Genomic DNA, 18,665 nt, shown 5'->3' with positions numbered 1-18,665 from the left:
TGAATGAAAAAAAAAGTGGCACTTTTAATGAGTGGCGGTGTAGATAGCTCGTATTGTGCGCATTTATTGCAAGAGCAAGGCTATGAGGTAATTGGCATTTATCTAAAATTGCACGACAAAGAGGCAAAACACCAAGTCTTTATCGCAAACTGCCAAAAAGTCGCTAAACATTTGGGGTTAGAATTTCATATTATCGAGGCACAAAGCGAGTTTAAACAAATCGTATATGAGGAATTTATCGCGGCATACAAGCGAGGAGAAACACCCAATCCCTGCGCTATTTGTAATCCACATATCAAATTTGGATTGGCTTTTGAAAAAGCAAAGGGCTTTGGTGCGGAATTTATCGCCACAGGGCATTACGCGAGAATCTGTGATTATAATGGTATAAAGAGAATCCAAAAAGCCTTTGACTCCACCAAAGACCAAAGTTATTTTCTCTACGCGCTCAGTCAAGATTCTATAAATTCCATTATCTTTCCACTTGGTGGGCGTAAAAAAAGCGATATTAAACCCATTGCGCTAAAAATGTTGCCATTTTTAGGCACGCTTGAAACTTATAAAGATTCCCAAGAAATTTGTTTTGTGGAAAGTGATTATATTGATATACTAAAAAAATACGAACAAGTCGAGCAAACAGGAAAAGTCAAAAACGCTAAAGGCGAAGTAATCGGGGAACACAAAGGCTATATGCAATACACTATTGGGAAGCGCAGGGGATTTAGCGTCTTTGGCGCGCACGAACCACATTATGTAATGGATATAAATCCACAAACCAACGAAATTATCGCGGGCACAAAAGAGGAGCTCAAAATAATGCGCGTGAGAGCACAAAATCGCTCCTTGCCAAAAGACTTTAGTGGCGGGGAATACGAAGTCAAAATCCGCTATCGTAGCGAACCTATAAAGGCAACATTGCACCTTGAAGATGATATTATCACTGCAGAGCTACAAGAACCAGCCTTTGGTGTAGCAAAGGGACAAGCATTAGTGGCATACGATGGAGAAGTGGTGCTTGGTGGTGGTGTGATTGTTTAGATTCTCATATTATTCTACATTCCAATCAAACGCCCTACCTTGTGTGGCAGACAAGTATTGATTTGCTTGTAAAAACACTCCACTGCCAACAAATCCTTGTGCCAAAGGACTTGGGTGTGGTGCGGTAATGATACAATGTTTGCTTGCATCAATGAGCGTGGCTTTTTTCTTAGCATAATTCCCCCACAGCAAAAATACAACGCCATCGCAGTGAAGCGAAATCGCACTAATCACGCTATCACTAAACCCCTCCCAACCAAAATGCTTGTGTGAAGTGGGCTTGTGTGCCTCCACGCTTAAAATGCTATTAAGCAAAAATACACCCTTTCTTGCCCACGCGCTTAAATCGCCGTGTGTTGGAATCTTAAAGCCCACGCTTTGAGCGAGTTCTTTATAAATATTTTTAAGCGATGGTGGTGGAGGCAAAGGCTTTGGCACACTAAAAGATAATCCCATTGCTTGAGGGATTTCACAAACATTATGAGAATCTACGCTAGACAAACGCACCCGCACACTTCCGTGATATGGGTCTTGCCCTAAAATAACGATTTTTATGTCCTTAGGGAGTGTAAGGTTGAAAGCATTAAAAGTAAGGTTTGGTGGTGGATAAATGGTTGCGCCTGATTGCAACGCTTGATAATAATGCGCTCTAATGCGCTCAAATTCATCGCTTTGCAATTCTTTGTGAAGCAACTCTTTCCATTCATTGGGCAATTTTATAGAATCTAGGCGCATTTGTTTAGGTTCTATTCGCACCAATGGGTTATTCAATAATTTTTGGCACGATAAAAAATCCATCTTTGGCGTGCGGGGAATGCGCCAAGACATCTGCTGCGATGTGGGATTGCACCGCTTCATCCGCGCGCAATGGAGTATTTTTGTCCTCTTTTTGAGTTTGAGAGAGGACATCTACATTATTGAGATTCTCTACAAACTTCAAAATCTCATTAAGCTGAGATTTGACTTGCTCTTTTTTCTGTGTGCTAATCTCAAGCATCCCCAATCGCTCTAACTTAGCAAGCAGTGTGTCATCGATTTGCATATCTTAGTTGCCTTTTTGTTCTTTGCGATAGGCTAAAATCATCGCATACGCCTCATCTTTTAATCGCAACTTTTGTTTTTTTAACACTTCAAGCTCCATATCTTGGAGGACTTCCTCGCCATTTTCAATCTTTGTGATTCTATCATCAAGTTCATTGTGCTCATCAAAAATCTTAGCAAAATGTGCATTGTTGGTCTTTAGCTTGGTTACCTCATCTCTATATTCGTGAAACATTACGCACTCCTTAAAAAATTTACCATATTGTAAAATATTTTGGCAAAAAATATCATAAAAACGCTACTTTTTTAGCACAATATGTCGGTTTATGATACTTTGTTGTGTGGTGGTAATGGGATTTTGCAAGCTTACAAAAGTATCAAGCAAATACACGCCATCATAGTCGCTTATCACTGCTTTGGCTGTGTAATTGTGAGGAAACACAAATTCTACATTCTTGCACTCATCAAAACCAAAATTGTCTAAGCAGTTTAAAGTCGCTTCATAAAGGGAGTTTTCATACAAATCAAGCTGTGTCTTAGCGTGAATATGAGCGATAGGCGCAATAGGTGAATACAGCACCACAAACCCCACACACATAGAAACAAAAACAAGGACAAATACCCCATAAAGCGTGGAAAACGCCCTTTTGTGTGTGCAGTGCCATTGATTGTGTGCCATCTAATGCCTTTGGTTATAAACTTGTGATTTGGGCGTTAATGATACTTCCACCCTCAAAGCATTTTTGAGCAACACAGAATCTAAAGTGCAAAAAGTTTGAGGGCAAAAGTGTCAAACTAAAATCACTCACTCCATTGAGTAAAACTTCACCATTTAGCCAAAGTGTGTTAAGAGAATGGCTCAAATGAAAATGTGGAGATTCTAAAGGTAGGGCAATTTTGCAATTCTTTGGTGGCGAGGATTTTAGCGTAATAGCATTTTTAGCGACACTAACTGCGACAATTTGGGTGATAAACTCACTCATCGCACCTGTAGAATCTCCACACACAAACAACATATTTTCATCAACACTAAAAGTATGCTCCGCCACACTAGAAGCAAATATCGCTGTCCTATCGCTAATATGAGCGATTTTTAGCGGTATACTTGGCAGAAGCGTCCCATTTGTCATTTTTGCCTCGCTAAAGGTTTTATCCCCATAACCAAAGAGTTTTTGCGTATTTGGGATATAAAAACGCGCCTCGTTATGCGTGATATGAAGCCCCACACTTTTAGCAAGCAAATTTTGTATTTTCAAAATGGCGATGTGAGAATCTAAGACATTGCTAAGTGAGCCTTGAGCGATAAAGCGTGTGAAATTTAGCGATACACTTGCACACACAACGCCTATAATCCCAAAAATTATGATGGCAAAAAGCATTTCTATGGAGAGTGAAGCGCGAAAGCGCGAAGCACAAATAACATATTTGGATTTGGTTTGGCGAGATTTTTGCATTAGCGCACAGAAACAATGTGTAAATAAGTAAGCGAAATAGGAAGTGCCAAATCCTGCCTCCTTAAAGTGTGTTTTGAGAAAACAAAAGTTTTATTCGCGCTATGAAGCTCCAAATTACTCGATGGGGTATTTAGGATTTGTGGATAAAGCGCACCGCTTGCAAGACTTGCTTGTGTAATGGCAAACTTATGAGACATAAATGGCGCGAGCGCGAAGCAAAGACTTAGGGCAAAAGCACATAAAACAAGTCCTTGCAGAGTCTCAATCAAAACAAATCCACTCTTAGAATCTTTAGACGCAAGGCTATGGCGCACCCTCATTTGAGAATCTCCACCTTTGTCGTAAAAAACGCATTGAGTGTGTCCGTGTGTGGGACACCTTGCAATGGCTTTTTGGTGAGTTGCACGCTCACTTCCATCGTATAAACACCACTTTTTAGCAAAAAGATGTCATTGGGAGCAAACTCATATAACAAGGGTGTTGTCCCACTAATACTTTGCTCATCAAAGCTAAATGTGCTCATATCTGTAAAACCTTCAGATAGTGAGCTCAAATGCACTTTCACACTCGCACTCTCAAAATCGCTAAACTCTGCGCCTTTAGGAATAATCTCTATCACGCACGGATTTGTGGGGTGAATGCGAAAAAACTCTGGCGTGTGGTTTGAGATATTTGGCGTATTTGCCTTATCATAAGGATTTTGCAATGCTATGGTATCTCCACCTGTGCTAAAAGCCACGCTAGCAAGATTCTCAAAAAATCGTTGTTCTCTAAGGACATCGTTGATATGTTCATCAATCACGCGCTTATTTTCGCCAAATATCCGCTCATCAACCACAGGATTTTTCACAGCAATCCACACTCCCACACTAATAATCACCATACCAAAAACAATAATCCCAACAATAGCAATAGGCCAGTAATTTTTGTTCATTTTTTTCCTTTATTTTGAGCGAAACCTTGAGGTAATATACACAAATCCAAGCGTGCCTAGCAAAATAAGCAACATAACATACATACTTACCCTCACAAAATCTCTGCTTCCACTCTCATCTCGTGGCATATTAAACTCCAACTTCACATCATAATGACTCGCAATCAAATCCGCCGCTTCGCTATATCCATTGAGCATAATCGCCGAAATACGCTTAGAATCTAGCTCCTCGCCCTTTTGTGGTAAAAGCGGTGCCATATACTCAAAATACAACGACTCATCATTAAAGAGTTTGGGACTTTGAATAATATCGATTTTTTTCTCATCGGCAAAAAACAAAAATAACGCATAGGGCTCTTGCAAACTTAAAGAAAGCAAATTGGTAAGATTCTTTCGCGCTTGAGAATCTTGGGGTGCATTGTCTTGATAGTTTGCGCTTGGTGGGAAATCACCAAAAAATTGTGTTTGGAGTTTTTGCAGTGTCGCGTTTGTGTCAAGCACAAGAGCAATTTTTAGCACAAAACCCGTTTTTTGGTAAAGTTCCGCGCTTAATCGCTCCACAAAATCCACGCTCTTTGGCACAAGTAAGTTGTCAGGATTAAAGACAAAAGACTCGCTACTCTCTCCCTCATCATCAATAAGATACTCATCTCTAGGCATCGAAGTGCCATTTAAAATATGTGGAAGTGTGTTTGGAGTAAAATCCCTGCTTAAAGAAGCGAGATTCCCATATCCAGCAGAATCTAAAGGGCGCATAGAGCTATCAGTCAATCTATGTTCCGCATCTTTGGCACTCAAGAAGAGTCCAAACGCGCAAAACACCAACAAAATAACTCTCAAAGCCCAACCTGTGTTAGATTAAATGCAAAAACAACTCAGGAATAAATGGCATAGCAATCGTTGTGAGCATCATTAAAATAATGAGCGCAGCGAGTAATTTTTCTATTAAACTAAGTCCCATAGGTTACTCCTTTACATTTTTATAAAAGTCAGCAACATTGTTGCCTCGTTCTTTTATATCACTTTGATTCTCTATTTTGTAGAAATTTGTCGCCTGCTCTTGTTGTGTCAAAATCGCACAAGTCCCTAAAAAAGCAACGACACTTAGCAATACCACAACCGCCAAAGCAAATCCTGCCAATCCGTTTAATCCAAATAACTTATCCATCATAGCCTCCTTAATTATTCGCTTTCAAGCGACTGAATGAATATATTGAGTGCCTCTACTTGCTTAGGTGCAAAGTTTGCATAATCATAAGAAGGCATTATACCGATGTTGCCTCTTTTTCCGCTCTTTAGCACTTCTTGCAAGAAAGTTTGTGAGCCATACTTGGTCAAATCCGCTCCAATCATATCGCCCTCTACTCTACCTGTGCCATCTGCAAAGTGGCAAGATGCACAATTTTCTTCATACACTACCTTGCCTTGCTCTACAAGCTCTGGATTCTTAGTCTTTTTAATGGCAGAAATTTCTTGCATAATATACGCCGCCACAGCCTTAGCGTCTTTGTCTTCTATGAAATCAAGTGCCGCCATTTCCATTTCATCTCCATTATCATTGAGAAGTCCCTTGCTTCCCATTTTTATGGTGCGAACAATTCCTTCTTCTTTGCCCCAAGCGGTAAGGTTTTGTGCTTTATTATCCATTCCATCAGCATTTGGTCCGTGGCACTCCACGCATTGGACTAAAAAGATTCCCTTGCCCATTTCTTTTAGCTCATTGGTATCAAGGCTATCCCATTTACTCGCATAAGTAGCATTATGTTCTTGCACTTCTGCGTTATACTGCCCGATTTGTGAGAAGCTCTTTAGTGGGTAACCCACAAAAAAATACCAAAATGCCCAAATAAGCACACCTATAAAGCACGCTACCCAACCGATTGGTATATCGTTTGTGTATTCGCCGATTCCATCCCAGTTGTGGTCTATCGCCTCGCCTTCGCTTTTCATATCTTTGATTTTTTTAAGATATAAACCAAAAATTACCACCGTTAGTATCAAAATGACCGCTGCACCAAGTAGTGCTAGGGCATTTACATTATCACCTAAATTAAACCATTGCATTTGCTTCCCTCCCTTACTTTTTTGTCTCTCTAGATTCTATGAGCGCATCACTCAAATTATCTTTAAGAGCTAGGTCTGCGTATTTTTCATAATCTCTCTCGCCTTTTGCCTGTGATGAATACAAGTGATAAATGTAGCCATACAAGAGAATCACAAAAAGACAAGAAATCCCTGTATAAAGTTCATTCGCATACTTGGTAATAAACTCTACAATAACACTTTGTGTATCCATAACAAACCCCTATTTGCTTGGTGTTCTGCGTTTTTGGCTAAGACTATTCATATAAGCAATCAACGCGACAATCTCTCTTACCTCGCCATTTTTATATGCTTCCTTAACCTCAGAACTTACCATTTCATCGACAACCACTCCTGCCTCTTGCATAAAGATTGATTGCGCCTTGCCAAGTGTATCTCTCTGTCCTTTGATATACTCATCTGCGCCAATTTGCACTCCACCTTCAATGTCATAAGGCACTTTGAAAACAACTTTTTGTGTATAAGCCTCAGCAAAAGCTGTCTCAAAATCAACATTTTTGCTATACAAATGCTTATATGAAGGCATTATCGAGCCAGCTACACGAGAAGTAGGCTCCCACATGTGTCCATCGTGCCAATCGCTTGACTTTCTATCGCCGATTCTATGTAAATCTGGACCTGTGCGCTTTGAACCCCAAAGAAATGGTCTATCATACGCATATTCTCCGCTAAAACTCATCGCTCCATATCGTTCAGTCTCTGCTCTAAATGGACGCACAAGCTGAGAGTGGCAGTTATAGCAACCCTCCTTGATATACACTTGTCTGCCAGCAGTCTCAAGCAAACTATAAGGCTTTAATCCCTCAATAGGTCGCGCTGTCTTAGCAAAACCGGGAAGAATCTCCACCAACCCAGCGATAGCAAATACCGCCAAAAAAGCAAGCGTAAAAAAGAATGGATTTCTTTCTAAAAAACTAAACATCTTCAACCTCCCTCATTTTAAGCTGCCATAGGCGTAGCATTCGCCGGCTCTTTATCTAGGATTCTACCTGAAGTCATTGTCATCAAAATATTATAGATAAACACAATAAAGCCAATCAAGTATAAAGTCCCGCCAATAGCGCGAATATAGAAATATGGCACAATATCACGCACTGTATCAATAAAGCTATAAATCAAGCTTCCATATTCATTTGAAGCTCTCCACATCATACCTTGTGTGATACCTGCAATCCACATACTTGAGAAGTAGAATATAATGCCTATGGTCATTATCCAAAATTGGAAATCAACAAGACCTTTTGAGTAAATCTCTCGCTTGCAGATTCTTGGCACCATATGATACACCGCCACAATGATAGTGAATCCAACCCAGCCAAGTGCCGCATCGTGCACATGCCCGATAATCCAATCTGTAAAGTGCGCGAGCGCATTCACAGACTTGATAGATTGAATCGGTCCCTCTAGCGTGGTAAGCATATAAAATGTAGAAGCCAAAATGAGTAATTTAATAATTGGAGATTCTTTAATTTGATGCCATTGCCCGCGCATTGTTAGAAGCATATTGATTGCCGTCCCCCAAGAAGGCAAAATAAGCACCACAGAAAACACCGAACCCAAAGTCTGAATCCAATCAGGCGTAGTAGAATAAATCAAATGGTGTCCGCCAGCCCAAATGTAAATAAACATAAGTCCCCAAAATGAGAATAGCGTAAGTTTATAAGAGAATACTCTTTGTCCAGATTCTTTAGGAAGGAAGTAATAAATAATCCCGATTATCCCCGAAGTAAAGACGAATGCCACCGCATTGTGTCCCCACCACCATTGCACCATCGCATCATTTGTCCCACCATAAAATGAGATAGAATGGAAAATACTTCCAACCCCAGCGACAAGAGCTGTTGGGACAGCGAGGTTATTAAATATGTAGAGCGTAGCGATTCCCACAAATGTAGCGATAAAATACCACAACGAAATGTAGATAACCTTTTCGCGTCTTACTCCCATACTACCAAAAAGGCTAATGCCCCATAGCACCCATACGACAACCACCATAATATCAAGTTGCCATACAAGCTCTGAGTATTCTTTAGATTGTGTCAATCCTGCGAATAACGAAACCACTGCTAAAGCCATTAGCACGATATACACCCAAAAGTGCAAAAGTCCAACAGCACGCAAGAATGGGTGCTCAAGGTAGCTGATTTTAAGTGTTCTTTGCCCTAAATAATACCACGCCGCCCAGATACCGCTAAGCGTGAATCCATAAATAATCCCATTTGTGTGTAATGGTCTTAACCGCCCAAAGATTCCATACTCTGAAGCCAAGTGATTGAGCTCAGGGATAGCAAGTTGAAAGGCGATAATCACACCAATCAGCAAGCCCACAAACCCAAAAATAAGCACAGAGAATACAAACAACTTTGCTATGGAATAATCATATTCTAAAGCATTTTCCTGCATATCCACTCCTTAATTTGTGATAACCTTGTATTGTAACACTTTTTCTATAAAAGTAAAATAGAAAAATATCAAAAATATCAAAAATATTAGACAAAACCTCGTCCTACGCGTAAAAATTTCTCTACACATTATGAAAATATGGAATGTTTTTTGTTGCATAAATCAAAATATAGTAAAAATTATGGAATAAAACCATTAAAGAATCTCTCTGGATTCTCAAAACTCTATAATTATCATAAGGGTAAAAATGCAATTTTTTAACACCAAGTGGCAACTCTTAAGCCCAAGAGAACAACACTTAGCTTTTATTTGCGTGCTTTTGGTGTGTTTTAGTATTTGTTTAGCTTATCTTATAACCCCGCTACGAGAGCAAAATACGCACACCAAGATTCTTATAACACAAGCAAATGAGGACACCCAAGCTCTGCAAAATATCTACAACGAAGCTCTGCACTCACAAAGCTCTATCCAATCTAGCAAAACTCTAATGATAGATAAACTTAATGAATCTAACGCAATCTTGCAATCCTTAGCACAAAACATCTACACACCAAACAACACCATTTTTGAGAATCTTGAGACTATCATCACGCTCGCCCAAAATAGCGCACTTAGCATTCACTCCGTGCAAATTGAAAATGAAGCACTTGGCATTATAGTGTTAAAAGGAAGTGGCGAATTTGGCGATATGGCAAAGTTTATTATTGCGCTTGAGAATCTAAGCAAACAATATATGAGCCTTGATTTTATCGAGATTGGCGCGCAAGATTCTTTAGTATTTGAAATGCTTATCCAAGATATGAGAATATAGGAAATACAATGTGGTATAAAATTTTTCTAGCAAGTGCGATGTGCGTTAGTATGAGTTTTTGTGAAGACTTGCAAATCGCTTGCGATAAGGCGTGTGCGCAAGATTTGGGTAAAAAACTTCAAAACACCAAAAATCCAAAAACTATCTCACACAATCCTTTTACAAAGCAAGAAATAACAATAGCGGATAATGATGATGAGCAAGAAAAAGCAAGCGTGTTGGTTTTAGAGGCAATTATGAATAAAAGGGCTCTTATTAGTGGCTCTTGGTATCCTGTCGGGCAAACTCCACATTTTGTCATCTTGCATATTGCGCAAGATTCTATCACTATTAACAAAAACGGGCACAATGCGCGTATCAAAATTTCAGAACAAATCGGGCTGTAATGGCTAAAGATTCCACCCAATCAACCCACAGCACACCATTTAGCCAAACACTCGCCAGAGTAAAAAACTATGGCAAATCCATTCGTCTAAAAAAGGATTTTACCCCTTTAGATTCTCATTTGCAAGCGACAAGCAGTCCAAAAGTGCAAAATACAAAAGAACAAAAAGTGCTTAAAGTTTCGATGTTTAGCGCATTGGTGCTGGCAATCTTTGGCATTGGTTTTGGCATAGTCATAAGCTCACTCTCCATAATCTTTGATGGATTTGTCGCACTTATAAGCGTGGGGCTTGGTGCGCTAAGTGTGATTACCTCTCGCTACATTTATAAAGAAGATGATGATATATTTCAATACGGCTATGTGCGCTTTGAGCCAATGGTAAATCTTTTTAAATCATTGGTGCTTATTTTTGTGTGCGTGTTTGCTTTTATAAGCTCGCTTTCTAGCATATTTGGTGGTGGATATGAAGTCGATGTAGGCGGAGCGGCGATATATGGAGTGTGTGCGTTTGTTTTTTGCTTGGCGTTATTTATTTATACACACATTGCATACAAACACTTAGAATCTGATTTAATTAAGGTGGATAATATTGAGTGGCAAATTGATTGTGTGCTTTATCTCGGCGCGATTGTCGCCTTTGGTATGGTTTGGGTATTTTTTAGTCCGCTTGAGATTCTACACACAACAAACCTCAAAGAATCTCGCTCGCTCGCAAAATACATTGACCCCGCATTGCTTTGCGTGCTTTCAGTATTGCTTTGCGTGAGCCCCACTAAAATTGCCATCGCAAACTTTAAAGACCTAATAATGGTCGCGCCAAAAGAGCTTGATGAAAAAGTGAGTGCGGTTATGGAGCATTTGAGCGCAAAATATGGCTTTAGTGATTATGACACACACACGGCAAAATCAGGCAGATTCTTTATGATAGAGATAAATATTTTGGTGGGCAAAGACTTTAATGTCCCTGTGGCGCACCTAGATGCCATTCGCGAGGAAATAGAGGCAGCCCTTGCGATTCCAAGTTATAGAATCTGGCTCTCTGTAAGCCTTACCACCAACCCCAAATGGTTGTAGATTGCTATGATTTTTTTTGCGTTTGATGTTTTTTGCGGATTTGACGCTCTTTTGCCAGCTCCTGCATATCTTTAGCCACATCGAACTCATCGACAATCTCTTCACCAAGCAACGCCTCAATCACATCTTCAAAAGTTACGATTCCAAAAAACTGCTCATATCTATCTTGCACGACAAACATTCGCCCGCGCTTCACCATAAACAAATTAAGCAATTTTGTTACGCTTAAATCATCAGGCACAATATCCACAGATTCCATAAACTCTGATACAAGTCTTTTTTGCCCGCCTTCCAATGCGATAGTGAGAATCTTTTGTGTCGAGACAATGCCTACAATAAACTCGCTATCTTCCTCAAATACAGGGATATAAGAATATGGCGTGATATACTTTTCATTGATAACTTTTTGCAAGGTGTCATTAGAACGCAGAGCAAAGACGACTTTGCGCGGCGTTAAAATATCCGCCACTTGCATATTTTGCAACGCTAGCAGATTCCCCACCATATCGCTCTCTACCTTGCCAAGCGCACCGCCCTTATTGCCAATTTCACTCGCCGCGAGGATTTCATCACGGCTTGTGCCATCTTTTGCCCCAAACGAAAACACGCGCATAAGAAACTTCGCTATATATACAAATGGAAAGGTTACCTTGCTTAAATAATAAATGCACACCGACACAATAGGCACAAGCCTTTTCCAGTAAATCGCCCCAAGTGTTTTTGGGAAAATCTCCGTTACATAAATCATTACTACCGCGAAAATGCTCGACCCGATAAATTGCCACTCCTCACCATAAAGCTCGGCAAGCTCGATTCCTATGCCTGTGCTTGTCGCCGTTACCGCAAAGGTATTAAGCACCAAAATCGCACCCTCTGTCTCATCAATATTTGCCTTTTGGTATTTTAAATATCCGCCAATTTTGGGACTTTTTTTGGCATAACTCTCTACAAATGATTGTGTGGTAGTTAAAAACACTGATTCAAAAATAGAGCAAATGAAGCTAAAAACGATTGCCACAGAGCAATATATGATTAACAAAGTCATCGCTTGCACCTCACTTGTCGTCTAAAATTATCATTATAAACTCTCACGCCAATCTCCTTAATGCTTTTGCAAGTCGCCCACACCAAGCACGGCATTTATCGCATCTTCTAAACTTACCACGCCCACAAACGCACCATTAGAATCTGTCGCGCTCGATTCCACCACGCCAAACAAATGCTCTCGCTTCATCACAAAAAGTCTAAGCAAAGCTAACACAGGCATATCTGCCTTAACTTTGCGCATTGGTTTGGCGATGCAATCCAATCGTTGCTCACCATCGCCATTAAGATTAGCGTGTAAAATGCGCTTGCGATGAGCAAGTGTAGAAACGCTCTGTGCGCCGTGCTCATCATAAGAGACAAGAGGGATACGCGAAAAAGTCCGCTTATTAGATTCTACAAGGGCTTGTTTTAGGCTCGTATCAGAACCTAAACTAAAAACAAGGCTTTTATCAGTCATTATATCTTTTGTGTAAAGATTTTTTTGCAAGATTAAATGCTCTAACACATCCATTTCAAGTGCGCTAAGAGAGCCACTTTTCTCCCCCATTTCCATTAGAGCGAGGATTTCATCGCGACTCATTTTTGTTACATTATCCTTGCGAAACAAAAATGTAATCCCACGCGAAATATACACAAATGGGAAAGCGATATAATACATTACTATTAAGGGGTAACAACAAGGCAAAATGAGCTTTTTCCAATACAACGCGGATAAGGTTTTGGGGATAATCTCTGCGACATACAAAATACTAAGCGTCATAATAATCGCCACAACCCCAGCCCACTCCTCATCAAACACTTCCATAGACTGCGCTCCCACCGCTGCCGCCCCGATAGTGTTGGCAAACATATTGATAACAAGCACTGCGCCCACAGAATTATCAATATTTGCTTTTAAATGTTGTAGGATTTTGCCACTTCTGCCCCTTTTGGCTGCAGATTCCACAAATGAGGGAGTAGCTGAAAACAACACTGCCTCAAACACGGAACAAGTCGCAGAAACAAACACCGTGAGTATAAAATAAAAAATTAGCAAGCCCATTTAGATTCCAAATATCCCAAAGTATTTGTAATTATTGTAAAGTATTTGTAATTAAAAGTCTCTTATATTTGTAAAATATTTTTGTTGTTTCGTAAAATTTTCTTTCCAACAAATACCTTTTGTGTAAAAATACACAAATGCTTGCAAAATACGCTATAATGCGCGGGAGTTTGTAAGCCACCTTTAGGAGAATACAAAATGAAAATTTTAGTTTTACAAGGTCCAAATCTCAATGTTTTAGGACATAGAGAACCCCACATTTATGGAAATGTAACTTTAGAACAAATCCACGAGAATCTAAAAAATCAAGCACAACAAAATAATGCGCAAATAGAATTTTTCCAAAGCAACTTTGAAGGAGAAATTATTGATAAACTCCAAGAGTGCATAGGCGGAGAATATTCGGGTGTGATTATCAATCCAGCTGGCTACTCTCACACTTCTATCGCCATCGCTGATGCTATCGCATCTTGTGGTGTGCCTGTGGTGGAGGTGCATATCAGCAACATTCACGCTAGGGAGGATTTTCGCACTAAAAGTGTTACTGCGCGGGTGTGCGCGGGTGTGATTACAGGATTTGGTGCATTTGGGTATCATTTAGGACTTATCGCGCTTTTTCAAATCCTTAGCGAAATCGCTATGATAAAAGCCCAACAAGAACAACAAAGCAAAACCAATCAAGGATAAGTGTGCAAAACTACTTTACCCAAGATGAAAACGCTCAATATTTTGAAACAAATTTTAGTTGTGATAACGCCATTATCTTGCGTGCGGGAGATATACGGATTTTTATTACAGATTCTCGTTATGCCACAGAAGCAAAGGAATGTGTAAAAAAAGGTGTAGAGGTTGTAGAATCCAAAGAATTGGGTGCAGATTTTGTCAATATGGTAAAAAAATTGGGGATAAAGGAATTGTATTTTAACCCCAATGAGGTGAGTTTGAGCTTCTATAATTACATTGCAAAGCTTCTTTATACGGGGGTTTGTGCAAGCGAATGTGAGCTAAAACCCGCGCCAAACTTCCACCAAAAACTCCGAATCATTAAAGATAAAGAGCAAATCGCTCTTATCGCTAAATCCCAAAAATTAAACCGCCACGCCTTTAGGGCGTTTTTTGAGTTTATCGCCAAATCGCTTGATAAAAAACGCCATTTAAGCGAACGCGAAATGCACTTTTTTGCCTCAATGTTCCTAAGCCATAAGGGAAAATATGAGCTCTCATTTAATCCCATTGTCGCGCTCAATGCCAATGGTGCAAAACCACACGCGCTCCCCAGCAAAAAAGCATATTGCGAATCTGGCGATTCATTGCTCTTTGATGCTGGAATCAAATACAAACGCTACTGCTCAGACCGCACACGCACGATTAAAATCGGTGAAGCAATACGCTTTGGGAAGGAGCAAAAATTCAATAAATCCAAACACCAAAAAATCTATGACATTGTAAGAAAGGCTCAAGAGACTTGCATTAGCAAGATTCGCGCTGGAATGAAAGCAAGCGAGGTCGATAGGCTCGCTAGAGATGTGATAGAAAATGCGGGCTATGGAAAATACTTCCTCCATAGCACAGGGCACGGCATAGGGCTTGATATTCACGAGCTTCCCATTATTTCATCGCGTTCAAATGATATTATTGAAAATGGAATGGTTTTTTCTGTCGAGCCGGGAATCTACTTAGCTGGGGAATTTGGCGTAAGGATTGAGGATTTGGTCGTGATAGAAAATAATAGGGCACAAGTTTTATAAGCCAAGACACAAAATGCCAAACACACCCACTCAAAAAACTCTCACCCATATTTTGACGCACAACGATTATGAGGCACTTAGCACATTTATGAGCGCAAATAAAACAAATAATATGGAATTTTTTAAGCATTACAATCCCGCGATATTTACCAAACTCTCAAAACCTCCAACCACGCACAACCTTTACTTTGATGGTGAGAATTTAAACATTATAAACTTAGAGCCTAATGCACGGGGCGATAACTTTGTATATCCCATAGAATCCAACAAACACACGATGATTAGCACACAATTAGAGCTTGGGATAAATCCGCTCAAAAATCCCAAATTTGCCTGCTATAAAAATTTCACGCTCCACAAACTTGATACAGCCAAGATTCCATTAAATGCGCAAGTGTGTAATGCCATTATTGATTTAGCACACACATATCGCGGAGGGGATTACTGCTTGCCTGAGAATCTTCTGCCTTGCACGACTATTTTTGGCGCGCTTGGTGGAATCTTTTTGCAAATCTTGCTAGAAAGAGGTGTGTGGTTTCACTCGCTTTTGTTGTTTGAAGAATTTGTGGATATGTTTGGCATTATGTTGTATTTTGTGGATTTTAGATTACTCTTTTCTCGAGTAACTGAGCGGGCGTGCTATATTTTTATCAAAGATTTGATACATAAAGAATTGCTTTTTTCTTTCTTTGCTTCGCACAAAATAAGCAACAATCTTTTGCGACTTGAGCTTAATCTTTATGAAAGTCCAAAAATTAACCTTGCTAGAGCGTTGGTCGAAGAATCTCACAAAGTAAATGCTAGAGGCTGGGGGAGTTTTGATGATGAAATGATAGGCGTGCGTAACACCGCGCACAACCTTAGCAAACACTATCGTGTATTGCATTTGCCAAAGCGACTTAATGTGCCAATTTGTGTGGTGGGAAATGGAGCAAGCTTAGAATCTCTTTTACCTTTTATTCAAGCCAATGCTGATAAAATGATAATTTTTTCGTGTGGGACGGCTTTAAAACCACTTAAAGATTATGGGATTGCCCCAGATTTTCAAATCGAAATTGAACGCATTGAATATTTAAAGGGTGTTTTGCAATCTGCCCCCTTAGGCGATACTCCGCTTTTATGTGGAAGCATTGTCAATCCAAGCGCACTAGAGCTTGCCAAAGAATCCTATATATTTATGCGTGGTGGCGGTGCAGGAGCATATATGTGCAAATCACAAAGCGTTGTTGAATTTAGCGCACCATTTGTAGGAAACGCTGGCTTTGCGCTCGGGGCTTTAATGAGTGAAGAGGTGCTTATTTGTGGATTAGATTGTGGCTACATACAGGGCAAGACAAAGCACGCCAAAGGCTCGATGTATGGCAAAGAAAGCGCAAAGATTCCAAATAGTGCCTTTGAAGTGAGGGGAAATGGAAATATCAAGGTGTTTAGCGATGCGCTTTTTTCCTTAAGTGCGCAGAGTATAGAACGCGCCATTAGTGTATTTGCGCCACGATTGGTGCTAAACTTAGGCGATGGTGCGTATATCAATGGCGCAAAACCCTGCAAACCAAATGAGTTTGAGTTAAAAGAAATTGATAAAAATAAAGCTCTTGGCGAATTAAGGGGCTTTTTTTGTGCAGATTATGACAAAGTTTTTACACAAAGAGATTTTTGCGCACAGGCTGTGCGAGACTTTATCGAAGAGACAAAAAACGCATTTAACACCCAAATTAAAGACAAAAAAGAATTATTTGAACTTGTGGATTCTATAAATATGCGTGTTTTAGCAAAAAGCAAACAAGATAGTTTTGTAGGGTTGCTCTTTGAGGGGAGCATAGGGCATATCCTCCAAACACTTTTAGCAAGCGCGCTTACCTTACAAGATAGCGATGTAAGTGGCTTTTATAACAATGCAATAAAACTTGTTAGGCGTGGGCTAGATTCTATGGTGGAGGAATATGAGGTGTTTTGTCAAAATGCCCCTAAAAATATTACTTAACCAACCAAAATAATACAAGCGCGATAGAGAATCTATGCAAAAAGCGCAAATTTAGATACAATCTTGCCTTTATTTTATACTTTTGGATAGTGTTTGGAGGTCGCAATGAAAGCTCAAAACAAGCAGTTACGACATTTTTTGCGCATTAGTGATTGCACGAAAGAGGAAATTTTGCAAATCATTGATGTGGGATTGCGCATTAAAAAAGAATTTTTAAATGGCAAACAAAAGCCATATTTAGAAAAAAAGATTCTCGCTATGGTGTTTGAAAAGTCCTCTACGCGCACGCGTGTAAGCTTTGAAGCTGGAATCTATCAACTTGGCGGGATTGGAATTTTTCTCTCTAGCAAGGACATTCAGCTTGGGCGAGGAGAGCCTATCAAAGACACTGCGCGCGTGATTAGCTCAATGGTTGATATGGCAATGATACGCACTGATGCGCATAGCAGGATTGAAGAGTTTGCGACTTACTCGCGTGTGCCTGTAATAAATGGATTAAGTGATGATTTCCATCCTGTGCAACTTTTAGCCGATTATATGACAATGGTTGAATGCGGTATCTTTGTGCCGAGTAAAAAAAGTCTTACGAGGTTGTATCCTAAACACAGGGCTAATCCCATTGTAGCCTACATTGGTGATGGGAACAACATAGCGCATAGCTGGATAAATCTCGCCCACTCTCTTGGCTTTGAGCTAAGAATCGCTTCACCAAAGGGATATGAGCCAAAGGCGCAGATTCTCAAAAAAGCAAGAGAGAATGGCGCGAAAATCTCGCTCTCACAAGATGTGCAATCCGCACTCAAAGGGGCTAATGTGGTAACGACAGACACTTGGACATCAATGGGACAAGAGGAGCAAAAACAAAAACGCACAGAAGCGTTTAAACATTATTGTATAGATAATGCTAAAATGTCTCTTGCACAAAAAAAGGCGATTTTCTTACATTGCCTGCCAGCGTATCGGGGACAAGAGGTAAGCGAAGAGGTGCTAGAAGGAGCGCAAAGCAGAGTTTTTGAAGAAGCACAAAACCGCCTACACGCACAAAAAGGGCTAATGGTTTGGTTAAGCGAGAAAAACAAAGGAAAACGATGAAAATAACAAAAAAGACAGCGGGACTCTTGGGCGAAAACATTTTGCAACACCAACATTATAATGTTGGGCAAATAAGTAACATTGATGAAAAAAACGCACTTATAACCCTACAAGACGGGAGCGTAGTGGAAGATAGCAATATTTGGTTTTTGCAAAATGCTGAGGGCAAAGAAATTGCGATGATTCCCCAACAAGTGCTAAGCAAACTTTTAGAACGACTAAAAAACACCCAAGAAGAACTTGTATTTATGGCATTAGAGCGCGAAGTAGCATTTGCCTTGCCTATTGACTTTGAAGATGTAATGAGTGTAGCAAAAATGATTGTAGAATCATATCGCCAAAAAGATGGCACACTTCCCTTGCTTAATGTCGCAAAGATTGTCCAAGATGTCAAAAATCGACACCCAAATTTATTTGTCCCACAAAGTATTTTTGATGGAAGTAAGCTCCAAGCTGAAATCACTAAATTAAGGCAGAAAAAATAACCCCCTTAATGTGTTGTAAGGAAAAGC

The 18,665-nt window shown here is 40.0% G+C and carries 24 protein-coding genes; 9 read left to right on the top strand and 15 right to left on the bottom strand.

What is annotated here, in order from left to right; translation table 11 throughout:
• Positions 1 to 3: 3 nt before the first annotated feature.
• Positions 4 to 1,038 carry a tRNA 2-thiouridine(34) synthase MnmA gene (mnmA, locus tag ACWIUJ_RS06750; protein WP_454169830.1) on the top strand — a complete coding sequence of 345 codons (1,035 nt, stop codon included), beginning with the start codon at positions 4 to 6 and terminating at the stop codon, positions 1,036 to 1,038.
• Positions 1,039 to 1,047: 9 nt separating this feature from the next.
• On the opposite strand, the gene ung is transcribed toward mnmA, so the two are convergent.
• The 13 genes from ung to ccoN form a co-directional block, all read right to left on the bottom strand.
• A complete protein-coding gene (ung, locus tag ACWIUJ_RS06745) occupies positions 1,048 to 1,773 on the bottom strand; it encodes a uracil-DNA glycosylase (RefSeq protein WP_454169828.1) in 726 nt (241 codons plus the stop codon).
• 28 nt (positions 1,774 to 1,801) lie between these two features.
• Positions 1,802 to 2,080 carry an Asp-tRNA(Asn)/Glu-tRNA(Gln) amidotransferase subunit GatC gene (gatC, locus tag ACWIUJ_RS06740; RefSeq protein WP_454169826.1) on the bottom strand — a complete coding sequence of 93 codons (279 nt, stop codon included), beginning with the start codon at positions 2,078 to 2,080 and terminating at the stop codon, positions 1,802 to 1,804.
• A 3-nt stretch (positions 2,081 to 2,083) separates the two neighbouring features.
• Positions 2,084 to 2,314 carry a YdcH family protein gene (locus ACWIUJ_RS06735; protein ID WP_454150400.1) on the bottom strand — a complete coding sequence of 77 codons (231 nt, stop codon included), beginning with the start codon at positions 2,312 to 2,314 and terminating at the stop codon, positions 2,084 to 2,086.
• Between the two features lie 63 nt (positions 2,315 to 2,377).
• On the bottom strand, positions 2,378 to 2,758 hold the full coding sequence (locus tag ACWIUJ_RS06730) for a hypothetical protein (RefSeq protein WP_454150398.1): 381 nt from the start codon (positions 2,756 to 2,758) through the stop codon (positions 2,378 to 2,380).
• A 13-nt stretch (positions 2,759 to 2,771) separates the two neighbouring features.
• Positions 2,772 to 3,533 (bottom strand): hypothetical protein, encoded by a 762-nt coding sequence (locus tag ACWIUJ_RS06725; protein WP_454169824.1) that lies wholly within the window; start codon positions 3,531 to 3,533, stop codon positions 2,772 to 2,774.
• Positions 3,533 to 3,853, bottom strand: coding sequence for a hypothetical protein (locus tag ACWIUJ_RS06720; protein WP_454169822.1), 321 nt, complete (start codon positions 3,851 to 3,853; stop codon positions 3,533 to 3,535). The genes ACWIUJ_RS06725 and ACWIUJ_RS06720 overlap by 1 nt, the downstream gene beginning before the upstream one ends.
• The gene (locus ACWIUJ_RS06715; RefSeq protein WP_454169821.1) at positions 3,850 to 4,467 is read right to left on the bottom strand and encodes a hypothetical protein; all 618 of its coding nucleotides are present in this window, start codon (positions 4,465 to 4,467) and stop codon (positions 3,850 to 3,852) included. Before ACWIUJ_RS06715 ends, ACWIUJ_RS06720 begins: the two co-directional genes overlap by 4 nt.
• 9 nt (positions 4,468 to 4,476) lie before the next feature.
• Positions 4,477 to 5,265: a hypothetical protein gene (locus tag ACWIUJ_RS06710; protein WP_454169819.1), complete on the bottom strand. Its 789-nt coding sequence runs from the start codon at positions 5,263 to 5,265 to the stop codon at positions 4,477 to 4,479.
• Between the two features lie 166 nt (positions 5,266 to 5,431).
• Positions 5,432 to 5,635, bottom strand: a complete 204-nt coding sequence (locus tag ACWIUJ_RS06705) for a DUF4006 family protein (protein ID WP_454150388.1) — start codon at positions 5,633 to 5,635, stop codon at positions 5,432 to 5,434.
• A gap of 14 nt (positions 5,636 to 5,649) precedes the next feature.
• A complete protein-coding gene (ccoP, locus tag ACWIUJ_RS06700; protein ID WP_454169817.1) occupies positions 5,650 to 6,531 on the bottom strand; it encodes a cytochrome-c oxidase, cbb3-type subunit III in 882 nt (293 codons plus the stop codon).
• Between the two features lie 13 nt (positions 6,532 to 6,544).
• Positions 6,545 to 6,763, bottom strand: coding sequence for a cytochrome c oxidase, cbb3-type, CcoQ subunit (locus ACWIUJ_RS06695; protein ID WP_454150385.1), 219 nt, complete (start codon positions 6,761 to 6,763; stop codon positions 6,545 to 6,547).
• Between the two features lie 9 nt (positions 6,764 to 6,772).
• Complete coding sequence (ccoO, locus tag ACWIUJ_RS06690; RefSeq protein WP_454150383.1) at positions 6,773 to 7,492, bottom strand: cytochrome-c oxidase, cbb3-type subunit II; 720 nt, start codon at positions 7,490 to 7,492, stop codon at positions 6,773 to 6,775.
• Positions 7,493 to 7,509: 17 nt separating this feature from the next.
• Positions 7,510 to 8,973, bottom strand: a complete 1,464-nt coding sequence (gene ccoN / locus ACWIUJ_RS06685; RefSeq protein WP_454150381.1) for a cytochrome-c oxidase, cbb3-type subunit I — start codon at positions 8,971 to 8,973, stop codon at positions 7,510 to 7,512.
• A gap of 247 nt (positions 8,974 to 9,220) precedes the next feature.
• Between ccoN and gspM the strand changes: the two genes are divergently transcribed.
• From gspM to ACWIUJ_RS06670, 3 genes are read left to right on the top strand one after another with little or no spacing between them, the layout of a single operon-like run.
• Positions 9,221 to 9,784, top strand: a complete 564-nt coding sequence (gspM, locus tag ACWIUJ_RS06680; protein WP_454169815.1) for a type II secretion system protein GspM — start codon at positions 9,221 to 9,223, stop codon at positions 9,782 to 9,784.
• An 8-nt stretch (positions 9,785 to 9,792) separates the two neighbouring features.
• Complete coding sequence (locus ACWIUJ_RS06675; RefSeq protein ID WP_454169813.1) at positions 9,793 to 10,170, top strand: hypothetical protein; 378 nt, start codon at positions 9,793 to 9,795, stop codon at positions 10,168 to 10,170.
• Positions 10,170 to 11,243, top strand: coding sequence for a cation diffusion facilitator family transporter (locus tag ACWIUJ_RS06670; protein WP_454169811.1), 1,074 nt, complete (start codon positions 10,170 to 10,172; stop codon positions 11,241 to 11,243). Before ACWIUJ_RS06675 ends, ACWIUJ_RS06670 begins: the two co-directional genes overlap by 1 nt.
• Before the next feature lie 4 nt (positions 11,244 to 11,247).
• Here the strand turns inward: ACWIUJ_RS06670 and ACWIUJ_RS06665 are convergent, their stop codons facing one another.
• The gene (locus ACWIUJ_RS06665) at positions 11,248 to 12,288 is read right to left on the bottom strand and encodes a CNNM domain-containing protein (protein WP_454169810.1); all 1,041 of its coding nucleotides are present in this window, start codon (positions 12,286 to 12,288) and stop codon (positions 11,248 to 11,250) included.
• A gap of 57 nt (positions 12,289 to 12,345) precedes the next feature.
• Positions 12,346 to 13,332 (bottom strand): CNNM domain-containing protein, encoded by a 987-nt coding sequence (locus tag ACWIUJ_RS06660; RefSeq protein ID WP_454169808.1) that lies wholly within the window; start codon positions 13,330 to 13,332, stop codon positions 12,346 to 12,348.
• Between the two features lie 198 nt (positions 13,333 to 13,530).
• On the opposite strand from ACWIUJ_RS06660, the gene aroQ reads away from it, so the two are divergent.
• The 5 genes from aroQ (at position 13,531) to ACWIUJ_RS06635 (ending at position 18,638) form a co-directional block, all read left to right on the top strand.
• Positions 13,531 to 14,019 carry a type II 3-dehydroquinate dehydratase gene (gene aroQ / locus ACWIUJ_RS06655; protein WP_454150371.1) on the top strand — a complete coding sequence of 163 codons (489 nt, stop codon included), beginning with the start codon at positions 13,531 to 13,533 and terminating at the stop codon, positions 14,017 to 14,019.
• Positions 14,020 to 14,021: 2 nt separating this feature from the next.
• Complete coding sequence (locus tag ACWIUJ_RS06650; protein WP_454169807.1) at positions 14,022 to 15,080, top strand: M24 family metallopeptidase; 1,059 nt, start codon at positions 14,022 to 14,024, stop codon at positions 15,078 to 15,080.
• A gap of 13 nt (positions 15,081 to 15,093) precedes the next feature.
• Complete coding sequence (locus ACWIUJ_RS06645) at positions 15,094 to 17,061, top strand: motility associated factor glycosyltransferase family protein (protein WP_454169805.1); 1,968 nt, start codon at positions 15,094 to 15,096, stop codon at positions 17,059 to 17,061.
• A gap of 105 nt (positions 17,062 to 17,166) precedes the next feature.
• Entirely contained in the window at positions 17,167 to 18,153 is a 987-nt protein-coding gene (gene argF / locus ACWIUJ_RS06640; protein WP_454150365.1) for an ornithine carbamoyltransferase, read from the top strand.
• On the top strand, positions 18,150 to 18,638 hold the full coding sequence (locus ACWIUJ_RS06635; RefSeq protein WP_454150363.1) for a DUF2603 domain-containing protein: 489 nt from the start codon (positions 18,150 to 18,152) through the stop codon (positions 18,636 to 18,638). The genes argF and ACWIUJ_RS06635 overlap by 4 nt, the downstream gene beginning before the upstream one ends.
• The last annotated feature ends 27 nt before the right edge of the window (positions 18,639 to 18,665 follow it).

The sequence above is a fragment of the Helicobacter sp. 23-1046 genome, assembly GCF_053654635.1.
The sequence above is the reverse complement of the archived record's forward strand: the minus strand, read 5'-3'. Positions and strand labels throughout refer to the sequence as shown.

What these genes read in the sequence shown, in the direction of transcription:
- mnmA (WP_454169830.1), top strand. Translation starts at nt 4, where the DNA reads ATGAAAAAAAAAGTGGCACTTTTAATGAGTGGCGGTGTAGATAGCTCG.
- ung (WP_454169828.1), bottom strand. Translation starts at nt 1,773, where the DNA reads ATGCGCCTAGATTCTATAAAATTGCCCAATGAATGGAAAGAGTTGCTT.
- gatC (WP_454169826.1), bottom strand. Translation starts at nt 2,080, where the DNA reads ATGCAAATCGATGACACACTGCTTGCTAAGTTAGAGCGATTGGGGATG.
- ACWIUJ_RS06735 (WP_454150400.1), bottom strand. Translation starts at nt 2,314, where the DNA reads ATGTTTCACGAATATAGAGATGAGGTAACCAAGCTAAAGACCAACAAT.
- ACWIUJ_RS06730 (WP_454150398.1), bottom strand. Translation starts at nt 2,758, where the DNA reads ATGGCACACAATCAATGGCACTGCACACACAAAAGGGCGTTTTCCACG.
- ACWIUJ_RS06725 (WP_454169824.1), bottom strand. Translation starts at nt 3,533, where the DNA reads ATGCAAAAATCTCGCCAAACCAAATCCAAATATGTTATTTGTGCTTCG.
- ACWIUJ_RS06720 (WP_454169822.1), bottom strand. Translation starts at nt 3,853, where the DNA reads ATGAGGGTGCGCCATAGCCTTGCGTCTAAAGATTCTAAGAGTGGATTT.
- ACWIUJ_RS06715 (WP_454169821.1), bottom strand. Translation starts at nt 4,467, where the DNA reads ATGAACAAAAATTACTGGCCTATTGCTATTGTTGGGATTATTGTTTTT.
- ACWIUJ_RS06705 (WP_454150388.1), bottom strand. Translation starts at nt 5,635, where the DNA reads ATGGATAAGTTATTTGGATTAAACGGATTGGCAGGATTTGCTTTGGCG.
- ccoP (WP_454169817.1), bottom strand. Translation starts at nt 6,531, where the DNA reads ATGCAATGGTTTAATTTAGGTGATAATGTAAATGCCCTAGCACTACTT.
- ACWIUJ_RS06695 (WP_454150385.1), bottom strand. Translation starts at nt 6,763, where the DNA reads ATGGATACACAAAGTGTTATTGTAGAGTTTATTACCAAGTATGCGAAT.
- ccoO (WP_454150383.1), bottom strand. Translation starts at nt 7,492, where the DNA reads ATGTTTAGTTTTTTAGAAAGAAATCCATTCTTTTTTACGCTTGCTTTT.
- ccoN (WP_454150381.1), bottom strand. Translation starts at nt 8,973, where the DNA reads ATGCAGGAAAATGCTTTAGAATATGATTATTCCATAGCAAAGTTGTTT.
- gspM (WP_454169815.1), top strand. Translation starts at nt 9,221, where the DNA reads ATGCAATTTTTTAACACCAAGTGGCAACTCTTAAGCCCAAGAGAACAA.
- ACWIUJ_RS06675 (WP_454169813.1), top strand. Translation starts at nt 9,793, where the DNA reads ATGTGGTATAAAATTTTTCTAGCAAGTGCGATGTGCGTTAGTATGAGT.
- ACWIUJ_RS06670 (WP_454169811.1), top strand. Translation starts at nt 10,170, where the DNA reads ATGGCTAAAGATTCCACCCAATCAACCCACAGCACACCATTTAGCCAA.
- ACWIUJ_RS06665 (WP_454169810.1), bottom strand. Translation starts at nt 12,288, where the DNA reads ATGACTTTGTTAATCATATATTGCTCTGTGGCAATCGTTTTTAGCTTC.
- ACWIUJ_RS06660 (WP_454169808.1), bottom strand. Translation starts at nt 13,332, where the DNA reads ATGGGCTTGCTAATTTTTTATTTTATACTCACGGTGTTTGTTTCTGCG.
- aroQ (WP_454150371.1), top strand. Translation starts at nt 13,531, where the DNA reads ATGAAAATTTTAGTTTTACAAGGTCCAAATCTCAATGTTTTAGGACAT.
- ACWIUJ_RS06645 (WP_454169805.1), top strand. Translation starts at nt 15,094, where the DNA reads ATGCCAAACACACCCACTCAAAAAACTCTCACCCATATTTTGACGCAC.
- argF (WP_454150365.1), top strand. Translation starts at nt 17,167, where the DNA reads ATGAAAGCTCAAAACAAGCAGTTACGACATTTTTTGCGCATTAGTGAT.
- ACWIUJ_RS06635 (WP_454150363.1), top strand. Translation starts at nt 18,150, where the DNA reads ATGAAAATAACAAAAAAGACAGCGGGACTCTTGGGCGAAAACATTTTG.